Source organism: Mesorhizobium sp. L-8-10, from assembly GCF_016756635.1.
Taxonomy (GTDB): domain Bacteria; phylum Pseudomonadota; class Alphaproteobacteria; order Rhizobiales; family Rhizobiaceae.
The window spans coordinates 3,613,685-3,627,396 of sequence record NZ_AP023263.1 but is presented as its reverse complement, the minus strand read 5'-3'; the positions used below and the strand labels follow the sequence as shown (position 1 = coordinate 3,627,396).

The window sequence follows — 13,712 nt, the reverse complement described above, 5'->3', positions numbered from 1 at the left end:
ATCCTGGCCGCCGGATGGGCGGCCGCGAGGAGGCGAATACAGCGTCGGGCTGCGCGTGGATTGCCGAAACGACGATTCGGCAAGAGGGTGTGCGTATAGTCGACGCATGAACGGATGTCCACCCGCCTGCAACTCTGGAGTGCCGCCGCCCGGCCTCGAAGGGTCCGAACACCCCCTGCCGGACCGGCTTCGGAACGGGCGCAGGTGTGGTTTCGCCGGCCCGGTGCAGACGGCAAGCCGTCGATGTTTCCGATGCGTTTTCAATCTGAACCGGCACCGGCCATGAGCGGAAGGCGAGATTGTCGAGCGCGGGCGAGGCCGGAAATCAAGTCTCACGGGTTGCCCTGCCAGATATGGCTGACTAAGATGCCGGCAGGGCGACCTTCGGATCACAATACCAATCCCGTCACGAGGCATTTTCGTCAAAGAGTATTATGTATTCATGAGCCTATGGCAGACATGTAGAAATTTAGACGGGATGCGATAAGCCAAATGGCAAGATCAGTTTGCGCCCATCTTTCCGGCAGGTTCGATCCGGCCTCTCGCATTCGGGCCGTTGCCGTCCCGCTCAATGCTTCAAGGCAACGCCGGCATGAGGGCCTCCCACCGATCGGCCATCGCATGTGGCGTACCTGCCGGCGGCGCGTGCCATGCGCAAGGTCAAGCGGCCCAACCCGAACGATCAATTTTTAGTTGCAAGGAGAACCGACCATGATGGCCCGCAAAGACGACGCCGATTTCGCCCAGGATGACACCCTCGGCGGACGCATCTCGCTCGCCCGTGAGGCAGCGCGGCTGACCATGGCCCAGGCTGCACGGCGCCTCGGCGTCCAGACCGCAAGCTGGAAGGCTTGGGAATGCGACCGGGCAGACCCGCGGTCAAACCGCCTTGCCATGATGGCGGGGCTTCTCGGCGTCAGTCCCTCCTGGTTGCTGACGGGAGTAGGCTCCGGCCCGGTGGAGCGGTCGTCCGACGAGGTGACGGACCTGCTTCGAGAACTCCGCGCCGCCTCCGCGGAGGCCGTATCGTCTCAACAGCGCGTCGAGATACTGCTGGCCAAGCTGGAGCACCATGGCCGCAGGCTGGCGGCCGGCACGATGTCCGCGGCCTGACCAGCGTCTCCGATCGCTGGCCGTTCGCCGTCGCAGCTTCCTCGATCGCCTGGGCCGGCCCCGTGTCGTCGCCGAATTCGGCGAGCCTCGGGCAATGCTCGGTTGATCCCCCGCCCCGCCGGGCTTGACGACTTCGGAAGGTCGCCTGGCTCCGGATCAGGAATGACCACCTCTTCATCCAAGTGAGAAGGCACAATCGTGAGGCTGCTACGTTCGCCGAATGGCAGCAGCGCACAAAAAAAGCCGGCTCGGCGCCGGCTTCTTGGCAGGGCCTGCGGACTGCAGGCGACTAAGACTGCTTGTTCAGCGTTGTCTTGTGGAACAGCCTGTAGAACGGGCACACCCCGAACAGGCCCGTCAACAGCGGGACGACACCGATCAACCCGAACCAGCGCAACGGCGCTTCGGGTGCGAGGAAGATCATGGCCAACAGAACAGCGCCCGCGGCTGCCCGCATAGCCCGGTCGCTCAGTCCAACATTTTGCTCAAACATGCGTATTCTCCGGCAAAGGCATTTAATCGGCTACGATTCGCCCCCCATCGATCGTCGCCACGCGCAAATGGGGTGGAGCCCTTCCAAACACAAGTGTCCGCGCGACCACCGCACGCATTTGTGAAAGATCCCTGACATTTGCTGACGCAAAGGGGGCCCGAAACCGCAGGCTTGACGCCTCCGGCGGCCGGGTCTAAGCGGCAGCTTCCAGGCCGCCGGAACTTCTTTGCCGGACACAATCCTGAAACAGGCGTCGCCTATGACGCGCCTCTTGTCGAAGGCAAGGGAGACCGCTCAATGATCAAGGCATTCGTCATCGATCAGGATCGCCTGCGGCTGGTCGACGGCATTTCCTCGGGCGGCAGCCCCGTGGTCTGGGTCGATCTCGTGAGCCCCACCAAGGAAGAAGAAGCTGACATCGAAGCCTGGATCGGCGTCGAGATCCCGACCCGCGAAGAGATGGAGGAGATCGAGATATCCAGCCGTCTCTACGTCGAGGACGGCGTTTACTTCATGACCGCGACCCTGCCCGCCTCCACCGAAGGCGACGAGCCCATCATCTCGCCCGTCACCTTCGTGCTGGCAGGCAACCGGCTGGTGACCATCCGCTATCATGAGCCCCGTGCCTTCCAGACCTTCCCGGTGCGGGCCGAAAAGGCCTCGATCGGCTGCACCAATGCCGAGACCATCCTGATCGGGCTCCTGGAGGCGATCGTGGATCGGCTGGCCGACGTGCTCGAGCGCGCCTCGCGCGACGTCGAAGCGTTGTCGAAGGATATCTTCAATCCGACCGAGACCAAGGCCTCGAAGCGCGATCGCAGCTTCCAGCTCCTGCTGAAGCAACTCGGGCGCAAGGAATCGCTCACCTCCAACATGCGCGACAGCCTGACCACGCTGCAACGTCTGTCGAGCTTCATGGCCCACGCCACCGGCCAGAGCAAGAGCAGCAAGGATGTCCGCGCCCGCGTCAAGACGTTGTCGCGCGACGTCGCCTCGCTCGCCGACCACTCCTCCTTCCTGTCGCAGAAGATCACCTTTCTGCTCGATGCCACGCTCGGGATGATCAATATCGAGCAGAACGCCATCATCAAGATCGTGTCCGTGGCCGCCGTCGTCTTCCTGCCGCCGACCCTGGTCGCCTCGATCTACGGCATGAACTTTGACGCCATGCCCGAGCTGAAATGGAACATCGGCTATCCGCTGGCTCTCGGCCTGATGGTGGTCTCGGCCGTGCTGCCCTTCTGGTATTTCCGCCGGCGCGGCTGGCTGTAGCATGCTCGCTCTCGGCCGACAAAGCGGCCTTGCATCGGCGGCGCGGGCTGTACATGGTATTCGTACAAGTTTGAACAGGATCTGACATGACCGCGAAGAAATGGGCCTTGGAGGACTTCGAGGAGGGCGGCACGATAGAGCTCGGCGCGAAGACGGTCACAGCGGAGGAGATCATCGAATTCGCCAGAGAGTTCGATGCGCAGCCGATGCATCTCGATGAAGAAGCGGGCAAGGCCAGCATCCTCGGTGGGCTTGCCGCCTCCGGGTGGCACACATGCTGCATGTTCATGCGCATGATGTGCGACGGCTTCCTGCTCGACTCGACGTCGCAAGGCTCGCCGGGACTGGATTATGTGCGCTGGAAGAAGCCGGTCCTGGCCGGAGACACGCTGACCGGCCGCAGCACGGTCATTGCCAAGCGAGGCTCGAAGTCGAAACCCGGCCTCGGCTTTGTGACCGTGCAGAGCGCGCTCATCAACCAGCGCGGCGATGTGGTCATGGAATTGCAGAACACCGGAATGTTCCTGGCACGGGAGACGGCCCGATGAGCGCGCTCGACGAGTTCTTCGGCATCGGCGTCACCACGACGCTCGGCTCCCACACATTCCAGGCCGAGGAGATCAAGGCCTTCGCCCGCAAATATGATCCGCAACCCTTCCACGTCGACGAGGAAGCCGCCAGGAGAAGCGTGTTCGGTGCGCTCTGCGCGTCGGGCTGGCACACGGCCGCAACCTGGATGAAGTATAATCTGAAGCTGCGCCAGGATACCGTGCCGGTCGCCTGGACCGGTCCGGGGCCGCGGCCGGAATTCGGCCCATCGCCCGGCTTCCGCGAGCTGAAATGGCTGAAGCCGGTCTTTGCCGGCGAGACGATCACCTTCACCCGCACCGGTATCGACCACCGGCCGATCGCTTCACGCCCCGGCTGGCGCATGCTCACCATTTTGTGCGAAGCTTTCGATACGCGCGGCGACAAGGTGATCGAGTTCACGAGCGCGATACTTGTGAAGACGGGCTGACCTTACGAGATACGATGCGCCTGCCTGATATCGGCAGGCGGCGAAGCAAAAAAATCGAGGCCGGTGTCCGATTGCGGCCCGCATCCCCGTCATTGGGCCGAGCGACGACGACGCGCTCGTTACCGAAAGGACAGGACGATGCATTACACGCTTCTCTTCTATCAGAGTGCCGACGAATTTTCCGCGCGGGCGGACCCCAAGAAACGCGAGGCATTCTGGGCGAGCTTCGTGCCTTATATGAAGGCGCTGCAGGACGCCGGGATCGTTGTCGCCGGCGCCGGCCTGCAGCCACCTGCCACCGCGACCAGCCTGCGCCCCAGGGAAGGCGCCCACCGTGTCCAGGACGGCCCGTTCGCCGACACCAAGGAACAGCTCGGCGGCTTCTTCATCATCGACGTGCCCGACATCGACACGGCGCTGAAATGGGCCGCGCGCTATCCGGCCGGACCGGAGGGCGGCGTCGAAGTCCGCCCCAATCTCCCGCGGACGGACCACGATCGGATGGCGGAGATAGCGGCCGGCTAAGGGCCGCCTCATGGTCGATGAAGCCCTGGCAAGGGTCGAGCGGGCGGCACGTGAATCCTATGGCCGCCTGCTCGCCTTCCTCGCAGCACGTTCGCGCGACATCGCCGCGGCCGAGGACGCTCTGTCCGACGCCTTCGGCGCGGCCCTGTCGACCTGGCCGCGCTCCGGCGTGCCCGACAAACCCGAGGCCTGGCTGCTGGTGGCGGCACGGCGACGGCTGATCGACGCCGCGCGCCGCCGTCAAGTCCACCGGCAGTCAGTGCCGGCATTGATCGCCGCGGCGGAAGAAGCGAGCGAACGCAGCGCCGGGCCGGATGGTCTGGGCGACGAGCGGCTGAAGCTGCTCTTCATCTCGGCGCATCCCGAGATCGATGCGGCATTGCGCACGCCCCTGATGCTGCAGACGATCCTGCGGCTCGACGCCACGCGGATCGCCTCCGCCTTCTGCGTGAGCCCGGCGGCGATGGCGCGCCGTCTGAGCCGGGCCAAGAACCGGATCCGCGGCGCGGGCATCCCCTTCGAGGTTCCGGCCCCGGACGAGCTCGCGCCGCGCCTCGACGCCGTGCTGGAGGCGATCTACGCGGCCTATGGCAGCGGCTGGGACGACGTCGCGGGCGACGATCCGCGCCGCAGCGGCCTGCCCGAGGAGGCGCTGCATCTCGGACGGCTGGTCGTCAGCCTGTTGCCGGACGAGCCGGAAGCACGCGGCCTGCTCGCGCTGATGCTCCATTGCGAGGCCCGGCGCGCCGCGCGGCGCGGGACCGACGGAGCCTTCGTGCCGCTCTCCGAACAGGATTGCAGTCTGTGGTCCCCTGCGCTCTGCGAGGAAGCCGAGCACGAACTCGCTTACGCTGCCGAGGCCGGGCGCATCGGTCGCTTCCAGCTCGAAGCGGCGATCCAGTCGGCGCATGCCCGGCGTGCCGTTACCGGCAGCACCGACTGGGAAGCCGTGGCGCTGCTCTATGAGGGACTGGTGCTGCTCGCGCCGACCCTCGGCGCGCAGGTCGGCCGCGCCGCGGCCATCGCCGAGGCGCGTGGCGCTCCGGCTGGCCTCGCCTTGCTCGAAAAGATCGATATCCAGGCGACCAGGAGCTACCAGCCCTATTGGGCGCTGGCTGCGCATCTTCACGCCCGGCTTGGCCACACCACGATGGCCGGCGAGGCCTATCAACGTGCGATCGGCCTTTGCGACGACGCAGCCATGCGCGCCTTCCTGCGGAGGCGCGCCGAGACGGTCATGAAGTGATCAATGCCCTTCGAACGCGACGAGGGTGCGGACGGGAACGCCGAGCGCCTCGAGCTTGGCACGGCCGCCGAGATCGGGCAGGTCGATAACGAAACAGGCGCTGACGATCTCCGCGCCCATCTGCCGCAGCAGCTTCGCCGCCCCTTCGGCCGTGCCGCCGGTCGCGATCAGGTCGTCGACCAGGATCACCCGTTCGCCCGGCTTCACCGCATCCTTGTGCATCTCCATCTCGTCCAGCCCGTATTCCAGGCTGTAGGCGACGCGCACGGTCTCGTGCGGCAGCTTGCCCTTCTTGCGGATCGGGATGAAGCCGGCCGAAAGCTGGTGCGCGATCGCGCCTCCGAGGATGAAGCCGCGCGCCTCGATGCCTGCGATCTTGTCGATCTTGGAGCCCGCCCATGGATGAACGAGTTCGTCCACTGCACGGCGGAAAGCACGCGCATCGCCGAGCAGCGTGGTTATGTCGCGGAACAGGATTCCCGGCTTCGGATAGTCCGGGATCGTGCGGATCGAGGTGAGCAGAGTGTCTTCGAGGGAAGATTTCATGTCAGAACGGTCCCGTTGCCGCACATACATGCCGGTTTCGCAGTCGAATGAAAAGGGCGCCGCCGGCGCCCTTTGGAAAGTCGCTGCGATCCAACTCAATGCGGTGTGGTAGCCCACACCTTGCGCTTGGTCAGGTAAACCAGCACGCCGAACAGGGCAAGGAAGATGATGACGCGGAAGCCGGTCTTCTTGCGCTCCTCGAGATGCGGCTCGGCGGCCCACATCAGGAAGGCCGAGACGTCGCGCGCATACTGGTCGACCGTCTCGGGCGTACCGTCCTCGTAGGTCACCTGGCCGTCCGAGAGCGGCTTGGCCATGGCCAGCGACTTGCCGGCGATGAAATACGGGTTGTAGTGCGTGCCCTCGGCAATTTCCATGCCGGCCGGCGGCTGCTCATCATAGCCGGTCAGCAGCGCATGGATATAGTCGGGACCGTTTTCGGCATACTGCGTGAAGATGTCGAAGACGAAGGTCGGGAAGCCGCGTTCGACACCGCGCGCCTTGGCGATCAGGGAGAAGTCGGGCGGGGCGGCGCCGTTGTTGGCGACCGCCGCAGCGACCGGATTCGGGAATGGCGACGGGAAGTGATCCGACGGGATAGCCGGGCGTTCGAACATCTCGCCGTCGGCATTCGGCCCGTCCTGCACGGTGTACTCGGCCGCGAAGGCGCTAACCTGGGCGGGCGAGTAGCCGAGCCCCTCCAGCGTGCGGAAGGCGACGAGATCCATCGAATGACAGGCGGAGCAGACTTCCTTGTAAATCTTCAGCCCGCGCTGCAACTGGCCCCTGTCATAGGTGCCGAACGGACCCGCGAAGGACCAGGTCTGCTCCACCGGCTTGTGGATCGGGAAGTGCGTCGGCTCGGCCGCGCTGTGGCCGGCCTCCTCTTCGGCCGCCCAGACACCAGCAGCGCCCGCAAGCACAACGCCCAGCACCGCCAATCCGCTGAGAATCTTCTTCATGAAAACTATCCTCTCAAAGATTCTCGGCAGATCAGCCTTTGGTTTCCGGCGAGGCGGCCACGCCGCTCGGAAGCGCCGTTGCGCCGTTCCCCTTCTTGGCAAGCACCGCTTCGGTGATCGAGTTGGGCAGCCTGCGCGGGGTTTCGATCAGGCCGAGGACCGGCATGATCACCAGGAAGAAGGCGAAATAGTAGAGGGTCGAAGCCTGGGCCATGATCACATAGGCGCCTTCCGCCGGACGCGAGCCGAGCCAGCCGAGGAAGATGGCGTTGGCGGCGAACAGCCAGAAGAACAGCTTGTACCAGGGGCGGTAGACCGCAGAGCGGACCTTCGATGTGTCGAGCCAGGGCACGACGAACAGCACCGCGATGGAGCCGAACATGGCCAGCACGCCGCCCAGCTTGGAATCGATCGGGCCGATGTTGAAGGTGATGGCGCGCAGGATCGCGTAGAACGGCAGGTAGTACCATTCGGGGACGATATGGGCCGGCGTCTTCAGCGGGTCGGCAACGATGTAGTTGTCGGGGTGGCCGAGATAGTTCGGCATATAGAAGACGAAGTAGGCGAACACGGCGAGGAACACGACCATCGCAAAGGCGTCCTTGGCGGTGGCATGCGGCGTGAACGGAACCGTGTCGGTCTTTGCCTTGACCTCGATGCCGGTCGGGTTGGTCTGACCGGTGACGTGCAGCGCCCAGACGTGCAGGACGACGACGCCGGCGATCATGAAGGGCAGCAGATAGTGCAGCGCAAAGAAGCGGTTGAGCGTCGGATTATCGACCGCGAAGCCGCCAAGCAGCAGTTGCTGGATCCAGTCGCCGACCAGCGGGATCGCGGTGAAGAACCCGGTGATGACGGTTGCACCCCAGAAGCTCATCTGGCCCCAGGGAAGCACATAGCCCATGAAGCCGGTCGCCATCATCAGCAGGTAGATGATGCAGCCCAGGATCCACAGCAGCTCGCGCGGCGCCTTGTAGGAACCGTAATAGAGCCCGCGGAAGATGTGGATGTAGACGGCAATGAAAAAGAAGGACGCGCCGTTGGAATGCAGGTAGCGCAGAAGCCAGCCCGAATTCACGTCGCGCATGATCTTCTCGACCGACTGGAAGGCGAGGCCCGTGTTTGCGGCATAGTGCATGGCCAGCACGACACCGGTGAGGATCTGCGCCACCAGCATGATCGAAAGGATGCCGCCGAAGGTGTAGGCGTAATTCAGGTTACGCGGCACCGGGTAGGCGACGAAGGAATCATACATCAGCCGCGGCAGCGGCATGCGTTCGTCGACCCAGCGGCCGATGCCGCTTGTCGGCTTGTAGGTCGAGTGTCCACCAGCCATGGAAATTCCCCCTTAGCCGATCCGGATCTTGGTGTCGGAAATGAATTGGAAAACGGGCACGGCCAAGTTCTCGGGCGCAGGGCCTTTGCGGATACGCCCCGCCGTGTCGTAGTGGGAGCCGTGGCACGGGCAGAACCAGCCGCCGAAATCGCCGGACTGGCCGAGAGGCACGCAACCGAGATGCGTGCAGACGCCGACCATGACGATCCAGTTCTCCCTGCCCTCGCCTGCCGACCGATCGATGTCGGTCGCCTCGGCGCCCGCCGGGATGTTGGCGTTGCGTGCCACCGGATCCTTCAGCTCGGCCATCGGCACGGCCTTGGCCGCCTCGATCTCTTCCGGCGTGCGGTTGCGGATGAACACCGGCCTGCCGCGCCATTTGGCGGTCAGCGACATGCCCGGCTGAAGCGCGGAGACGTCCACCTCGACAGAGGCGAGCGCGAGCGTCGAAGCGTCGGGGCGCATCTGGTCGATGAACGGCCATGCGACGGCGCCAGCGCCGACCGCACCGGCCATGCCGGTCGCAATATAGAGAAAATCGCGGCGGTTTGGCTCCGTCGTATCGTGTGCGCTCACGGGACTCTGATCCTTTTCCCTTATCTGCGCCGGCGGCTGAACCGATCCCCGCTCTTCCTGGCGCGCACCCGAAATCGCATGGCGACGGGCTAGCGACAGACCTCCGGCATTTGCGGCTGGTTTATGCGTGAAGAATGCGCTTGTCCAGACGGCAGTAGGCCTCAGGGCAGATTGTCGCGGCCCTGTGGATCAAGCCCGGAATCGGCCCGTCCCGGGGGAGCGGGAGGCGGCCGGCGACCACCGCGCGGCCCGTCGCTGCGACGGCCAGGACGGCCCGCCCGAGCCCTATTTCGCCCCGAGCCTCGCCAGCACTGCCCTGGGTATGTCGTATTCGCGAATCACGGCGTCGTGGCGCCGAAGGCCGCAGAGCTCGCGCTGGATGAAATAGGCGTGCACCGCTTCGGCGGCATCGCGCAGCAGCCCCGGACGAGCCTGGTCGTCGGCCGCGAGGACGCGCAGCCTCGCGAGCGTCTCCTCGACATGCCGGCCGGCCCGCCCGAGCGCCGAGGCCATCTCGCCGGCGATTTCGTGATGGAGGACGTCGAGCCCGCTCTGGAGGCCTGCCGAACCCGACTGGGCGCCTGGCGGTCGCAGCGACATCGCCCCTACTCCGCGGCCAGGCTCTCGGCCAGGAAGCCGCCGGACTGACGCTTCCAGAGCTGGGCATAGAGCCCGCCCTTGGCCAGCAGTTCCTCGTGGATGCCCTCCTCGACGATGCGGCCTTCGTCGATCACGACCACCCGGTCGAGCGCAGCGATGGTCGACAGCCGATGAGCGATCGCGATCACGGTCTTGCCTTCCATCAGCCGGTAGAGATTGTCCTGGATGGCTGCCTCCACCTCCGAATCCAGGGCAGATGTCGCTTCGTCGAGAATGAGGATCGGCGCGTCCTTCAGCATCATGCGTGCGATCGCGATGCGCTGGCGCTGGCCGCCCGAGAGCTTCACGCCGCGTTCGCCGACCTGGGCGTCATAGCCCTTGCGACCCTTGGGATCCTGCACGTCGACGATGAAGTCGTGCGCGGCGGCACGCCGGGCAGCTTCGACGATGTCGCCTTCCCGGGCGCCGGCCTTGCCGTAGCCGATATTGTCGCGGATCGAACGGTGCATCAGCATCGCATCCTGGCTGACAACGCCGAACTGGGCGCGCAGCGACGCCTGGGTGACGGAACGCACATCATGGCCGTCGATCAGGATGCGGCCCTTCTCGACGTCGAACAGGCGCAGCGCGAGATTGACGATGGTGGTCTTGCCGGCACCGGAAGGGCCGACCAATGCGACGCGCTCGCCCGGCCTGACATGGAGGTTGAGGTTCTCGATGATCCCGCCGCCCTTTTCGTAGTTGAACGAGACGTTCTCGAAGCGGATGTCGCCCTTGGCTCTTGGGAGCGCGACGGCGTCCGCCGCGTCGCGAATGGCGGGGCGGACGGATATCGTGCCCGTCGCGTCCTGGATCGTGCCGTAGTTGCGGATCAGGCCGTTGACGTTGAACATCATCCAGCCGGACATCTGGTTGAGCCGGAAGACCAATGCGAGCGCGGCCGCGATCGCCCCGGTCGAGATGTTGCCCTGCGTCCAGCTCCAGACAGCGATGGCGCCGATCGAACTCACCATGGTGCCGTTGAGCGCCGCCACGGCGGAGCGCACCGTGGTGACGGCGCGGGTGAGCCGGAAGACGGCGGCGATGAAGCTCTCCATCGCATCGCGGATGTAGGCGTGCTCACGCCTCCCGCTATCGAACAGCTTCACGGCAACGATGTTGGTGAAGGCGTCCACCAAGCGCCCGTTGAAGACGGAGCGCTGGTCGGCCGTCTCGCGCCCGGCGCGCCGCATGGTCGGCAACAGGAACCGCACGATCGCCACATAGCCGAGGAACCACAGGCCGACGACCAGCCCCATCAGCGGATCAAGCGAGACGAGGATGGTGATGGCCAGGACCACGAAGGTCAGGAACGACCACATGGTCTGCAGCACGTTGACGATGAAATCGCCGACGGCCTCGCCGCCCTGCATGATCTTGGTGGCGATGCGGCCGGCAAAGTCGTTCTGGTAGAAGGCGTAAGGCTGCTCGATGACGCGGCGGAACGACTGCCAGCGCACCATCGAATAGAAGCCCGGCACGATCACCTGCTGCTCGACCAGCGCGGAGGCGACCAGGACAAGGGTGCGCACGACCAGGACGAGCAGGAGCAGGCCCAGGAGTTGGGGCCAGTGATCTGCGAAGAGGCGCTCCGGGCTGGAGGAATCCATAAGATCGATCAGCCATCCGACCGACCAGTACATGGCGGCATCGACCGCGCCGGCCAGGCCGCCGACGATCAGCAGCAGGACGAAGGGTCCCCTCGCCTGGTTGGCGAAATAGAGGATGAATTGCCAGGCCGTGGCTGGCAGCACGTCGCGATCGGTGTCCTGAAAGGGATCGATCGCCCCTTCGAAGCGCCGCCAAAGGCTGTCCGGAAAATTGGGTTCGGTCATTCGCCCTGCCGTCTCACCGATGCGATAGTCGGGCCGGCCGCATCCGGCCCGACGACAAATATAGGGACGGTCGCGGCGAAAGCCCGTTCATTCCGCTGCCTGTCCCTCCATGGCCGCGGCGACGTCGCCGCCGCGCATGGCGGCGGCCCCGGCATGCGGCTCATCCTGGATGAGGAAGCCGCCGGACTGGCGCTGCCAGAGCTGTGCATAGAGCCCGCCTTTGGCGACGAGCGCATCATGCGTCCCCTCCTCGACGATCCGGCCATTGTCCATGACCACCAGACGATCCATCGCCGCGATGGTCGACAGCCGGTGCGCGATCGCGATCACCGTCTTGCCCTCCATGAGCCGATAGAGGTTCTCCTGGATGGCTGCCTCGACCTCCGAGTCGAGCGCCGACGTCGCCTCGTCGAGGATGAGGATCGGTGCATCCTTCAGCATCACGCGGGCGATCGCGATGCGCTGGCGCTGGCCGCCGGACAGCTTCACGCCGCGCTCGCCGACATGGGCGTCGAAGCCCTTGCGGTCCTTCGCATCGACGAGCCCGCCGATGAAGCCGATCGCCTCGGCCCGCCGCGCCGCCTCGACCATCATCGTCTCCGTGGCGTCGGGGCGTCCGTAGAGGATGTTGTCGCGCACCGAGCGGTGGAGCAGCGAGGTGTCCTGCGTGACCATGCCGATCTCGGCGCGCAACGAATCCTGGGTGACGCCCGCGATCTCCTGGCCGTCGATCAGGATGCGCCCGCCCTCGAGGTCGTAGAAGCGCAGCAACAGGTTGACGAGCGTCGACTTGCCGGCGCCCGAGCGGCCGACCAGGCCGACCTTCTCGCCCGGCCGCACGGTCAGCGACAGTTCCTCGATGACGCCCTTGCCCTTGCCGTAGTGGAAGCGGATGCGGTCGAACTCGATCTCGCCTTTCTTCACTGTGATCTCGCGGGCGCCGGGCTTGTCCTCGACGAGGCGCGGCAGCGAGATCGAGCCGATCCCGTCCTGAACCGTGCCGATATTCTCGAACAGTCCCGATATCTCCCACATGATCCATTGCGACATGCCCCAGAGCCGGAGCACCAGGCCGATGACCACCGCGACCGCGCCGATCGTGACGGCCTCATTGAGCCACAACCAGATCGACAGGCCCGCGACCGAGGTCAGGAGCAGCGAGTTCAGCAGATAGAGCGTGCCGTAGAGCCCGGTGACCAGCCGCATGGTACGGTAGACCGTATCCATGAAGATGCCCATGCCCTCCCTGGCATAGGAGGCCTCGCGGCGCGCATGGGAGAACAGCTTCACGGTCTGGATGTTGGTGTAGCTGTCGACCACCCGGCCCGTCATCACGGACCTGGCGTCGGCCTGTTCTTCGGAGACCTTGCCCAGCTTCGGGATGAAGTGGCGCATGAGCAGCACATAACCCACCAGCCAGACGGCGAGAGGCATCGCCAGCCGCCAGTCCGACGAGCCGACGATGAGCAGCATGCCGAGGAAATAGACCACCACATAGTTCAGGACGTCGATCAGCTTGATGACGCATTCGCGCACGGCGAGCGCGGTCTGCATCAGCTTGGTGGCGATGCGCCCCGCGAACTCGTCCTGATAGAAGCTCATCGACTGCCTGAGCAGGTAGCGGTGCACCTGCCAGCGAATGCGCATGGGATAGTTGCCCATGAGCGTCTGCTGGTTGACCATCGAATTGACGAACACCGTGGTCGGCAGCAGGACGAGCACGACAAAGGCCATGCCGGCCAGCTTCCAGCCTTCGGTCTGCAAAAAGGTCTCGCGGTTCTGTATCGACAGCCAGTCGACGATGGAGCCGAGAAAGCCGAACATCCAGACCTCGGCAAAGGCCACCACCGCCGTCAGCGTCGCCGATATGGCGATGAACGGCCACGCGCCCCTGGTATAGTGCAGGCAGAAGGCCACCAGCGTCCTGGGCGGCTCGACAGGTTCCTCGGACGGGAACGGGTCCAGCCTCTTCTCAAACCAGCGAAACATTTTCTCGCTCTTCCAACTTTCGAAACGTCATTTGTGTCCCGAGCGGGGACCGATCATAGGACTTCTTACCGGCGCCGGTCTCTGCGCCTTGCCGCCAGTCCCCGCTTTCGCCTGCGCCAAAGGGTCGAACGCATGAGGCTTCGCAAGCCTCAGATGTGGTGC

At 65.0% G+C, this 13,712-nt stretch carries 14 protein-coding genes; 6 read left to right on the top strand and 8 right to left on the bottom strand.

Annotation, left to right across the window (positions count from 1 at the left end; translation table 11 throughout):
• Positions 1-711: 711 nt before the first annotated feature.
• Positions 712-1,113, top strand: coding sequence for a helix-turn-helix domain-containing protein (locus JN280_RS16810; RefSeq protein ID WP_202313691.1), 402 nt, complete (start codon positions 712-714; stop codon positions 1,111-1,113).
• Between the two features lie 289 nt (positions 1,114-1,402).
• Here JN280_RS16810 and JN280_RS16805 read toward each other — a convergent pair whose 3' ends face one another.
• The gene (locus JN280_RS16805; RefSeq protein WP_202313689.1) at positions 1,403-1,606 is read right to left on the bottom strand and encodes a YgaP family membrane protein; all 204 of its coding nucleotides are present in this window, start codon (positions 1,604-1,606) and stop codon (positions 1,403-1,405) included.
• 297 nt (positions 1,607-1,903) lie between these two features.
• Between JN280_RS16805 and corA the strand changes: the two genes are divergently transcribed.
• The 5 genes from corA (at position 1,904) to JN280_RS16780 (ending at position 5,667) form a co-directional block, all read left to right on the top strand.
• Positions 1,904-2,878, top strand: coding sequence for a magnesium/cobalt transporter CorA (corA, locus tag JN280_RS16800; protein WP_202313687.1), 975 nt, complete (start codon positions 1,904-1,906; stop codon positions 2,876-2,878).
• Positions 2,879-2,964: 86 nt separating this feature from the next.
• Positions 2,965-3,426 carry a MaoC family dehydratase gene (locus JN280_RS16795; protein ID WP_202313685.1) on the top strand — a complete coding sequence of 154 codons (462 nt, stop codon included), beginning with the start codon at positions 2,965-2,967 and terminating at the stop codon, positions 3,424-3,426.
• Positions 3,423-3,896 carry a MaoC family dehydratase gene (locus tag JN280_RS16790; RefSeq protein WP_202313683.1) on the top strand — a complete coding sequence of 158 codons (474 nt, stop codon included), beginning with the start codon at positions 3,423-3,425 and terminating at the stop codon, positions 3,894-3,896. The genes JN280_RS16795 and JN280_RS16790 overlap by 4 nt, the downstream gene beginning before the upstream one ends.
• A gap of 138 nt (positions 3,897-4,034) precedes the next feature.
• Positions 4,035-4,421, top strand: coding sequence for a YciI family protein (locus tag JN280_RS16785; protein WP_202313681.1), 387 nt, complete (start codon positions 4,035-4,037; stop codon positions 4,419-4,421).
• Positions 4,422-4,431: 10 nt separating this feature from the next.
• Positions 4,432-5,667 carry an RNA polymerase sigma factor gene (locus JN280_RS16780; protein ID WP_202313680.1) on the top strand — a complete coding sequence of 412 codons (1,236 nt, stop codon included), beginning with the start codon at positions 4,432-4,434 and terminating at the stop codon, positions 5,665-5,667.
• On the opposite strand, the gene JN280_RS16775 is transcribed toward JN280_RS16780, so the two are convergent.
• From JN280_RS16775 to JN280_RS16745, 7 genes are all read right to left on the bottom strand, one after another.
• Positions 5,668-6,213: an adenine phosphoribosyltransferase gene (locus JN280_RS16775; protein WP_202313679.1), complete on the bottom strand. Its 546-nt coding sequence runs from the start codon at positions 6,211-6,213 to the stop codon at positions 5,668-5,670. It abuts the gene before it with no gap.
• Between the two features lie 95 nt (positions 6,214-6,308).
• Positions 6,309-7,175 carry a cytochrome c1 gene (locus JN280_RS16770; RefSeq protein WP_202313678.1) on the bottom strand — a complete coding sequence of 289 codons (867 nt, stop codon included), beginning with the start codon at positions 7,173-7,175 and terminating at the stop codon, positions 6,309-6,311.
• Between the two features lie 31 nt (positions 7,176-7,206).
• A complete protein-coding gene (locus JN280_RS16765; RefSeq protein WP_202313677.1) occupies positions 7,207-8,511 on the bottom strand; it encodes a cytochrome b in 1,305 nt (434 codons plus the stop codon).
• A gap of 12 nt (positions 8,512-8,523) precedes the next feature.
• Positions 8,524-9,087: a ubiquinol-cytochrome c reductase iron-sulfur subunit gene (gene petA / locus JN280_RS16760; RefSeq protein WP_202313676.1), complete on the bottom strand. Its 564-nt coding sequence runs from the start codon at positions 9,085-9,087 to the stop codon at positions 8,524-8,526.
• A 285-nt stretch (positions 9,088-9,372) separates the two neighbouring features.
• Positions 9,373-9,687, bottom strand: coding sequence for a DUF6665 family protein (locus JN280_RS16755; RefSeq protein WP_202313675.1), 315 nt, complete (start codon positions 9,685-9,687; stop codon positions 9,373-9,375).
• A 5-nt stretch (positions 9,688-9,692) separates the two neighbouring features.
• Positions 9,693-11,561 (bottom strand): ABC transporter ATP-binding protein, encoded by a 1,869-nt coding sequence (locus tag JN280_RS16750; protein WP_202313673.1) that lies wholly within the window; start codon positions 11,559-11,561, stop codon positions 9,693-9,695.
• A gap of 87 nt (positions 11,562-11,648) precedes the next feature.
• Complete coding sequence (locus JN280_RS16745) at positions 11,649-13,550, bottom strand: ABC transporter ATP-binding protein (RefSeq protein ID WP_202313671.1); 1,902 nt, start codon at positions 13,548-13,550, stop codon at positions 11,649-11,651.
• Positions 13,551-13,712: the final 162 nt, after the last annotated feature.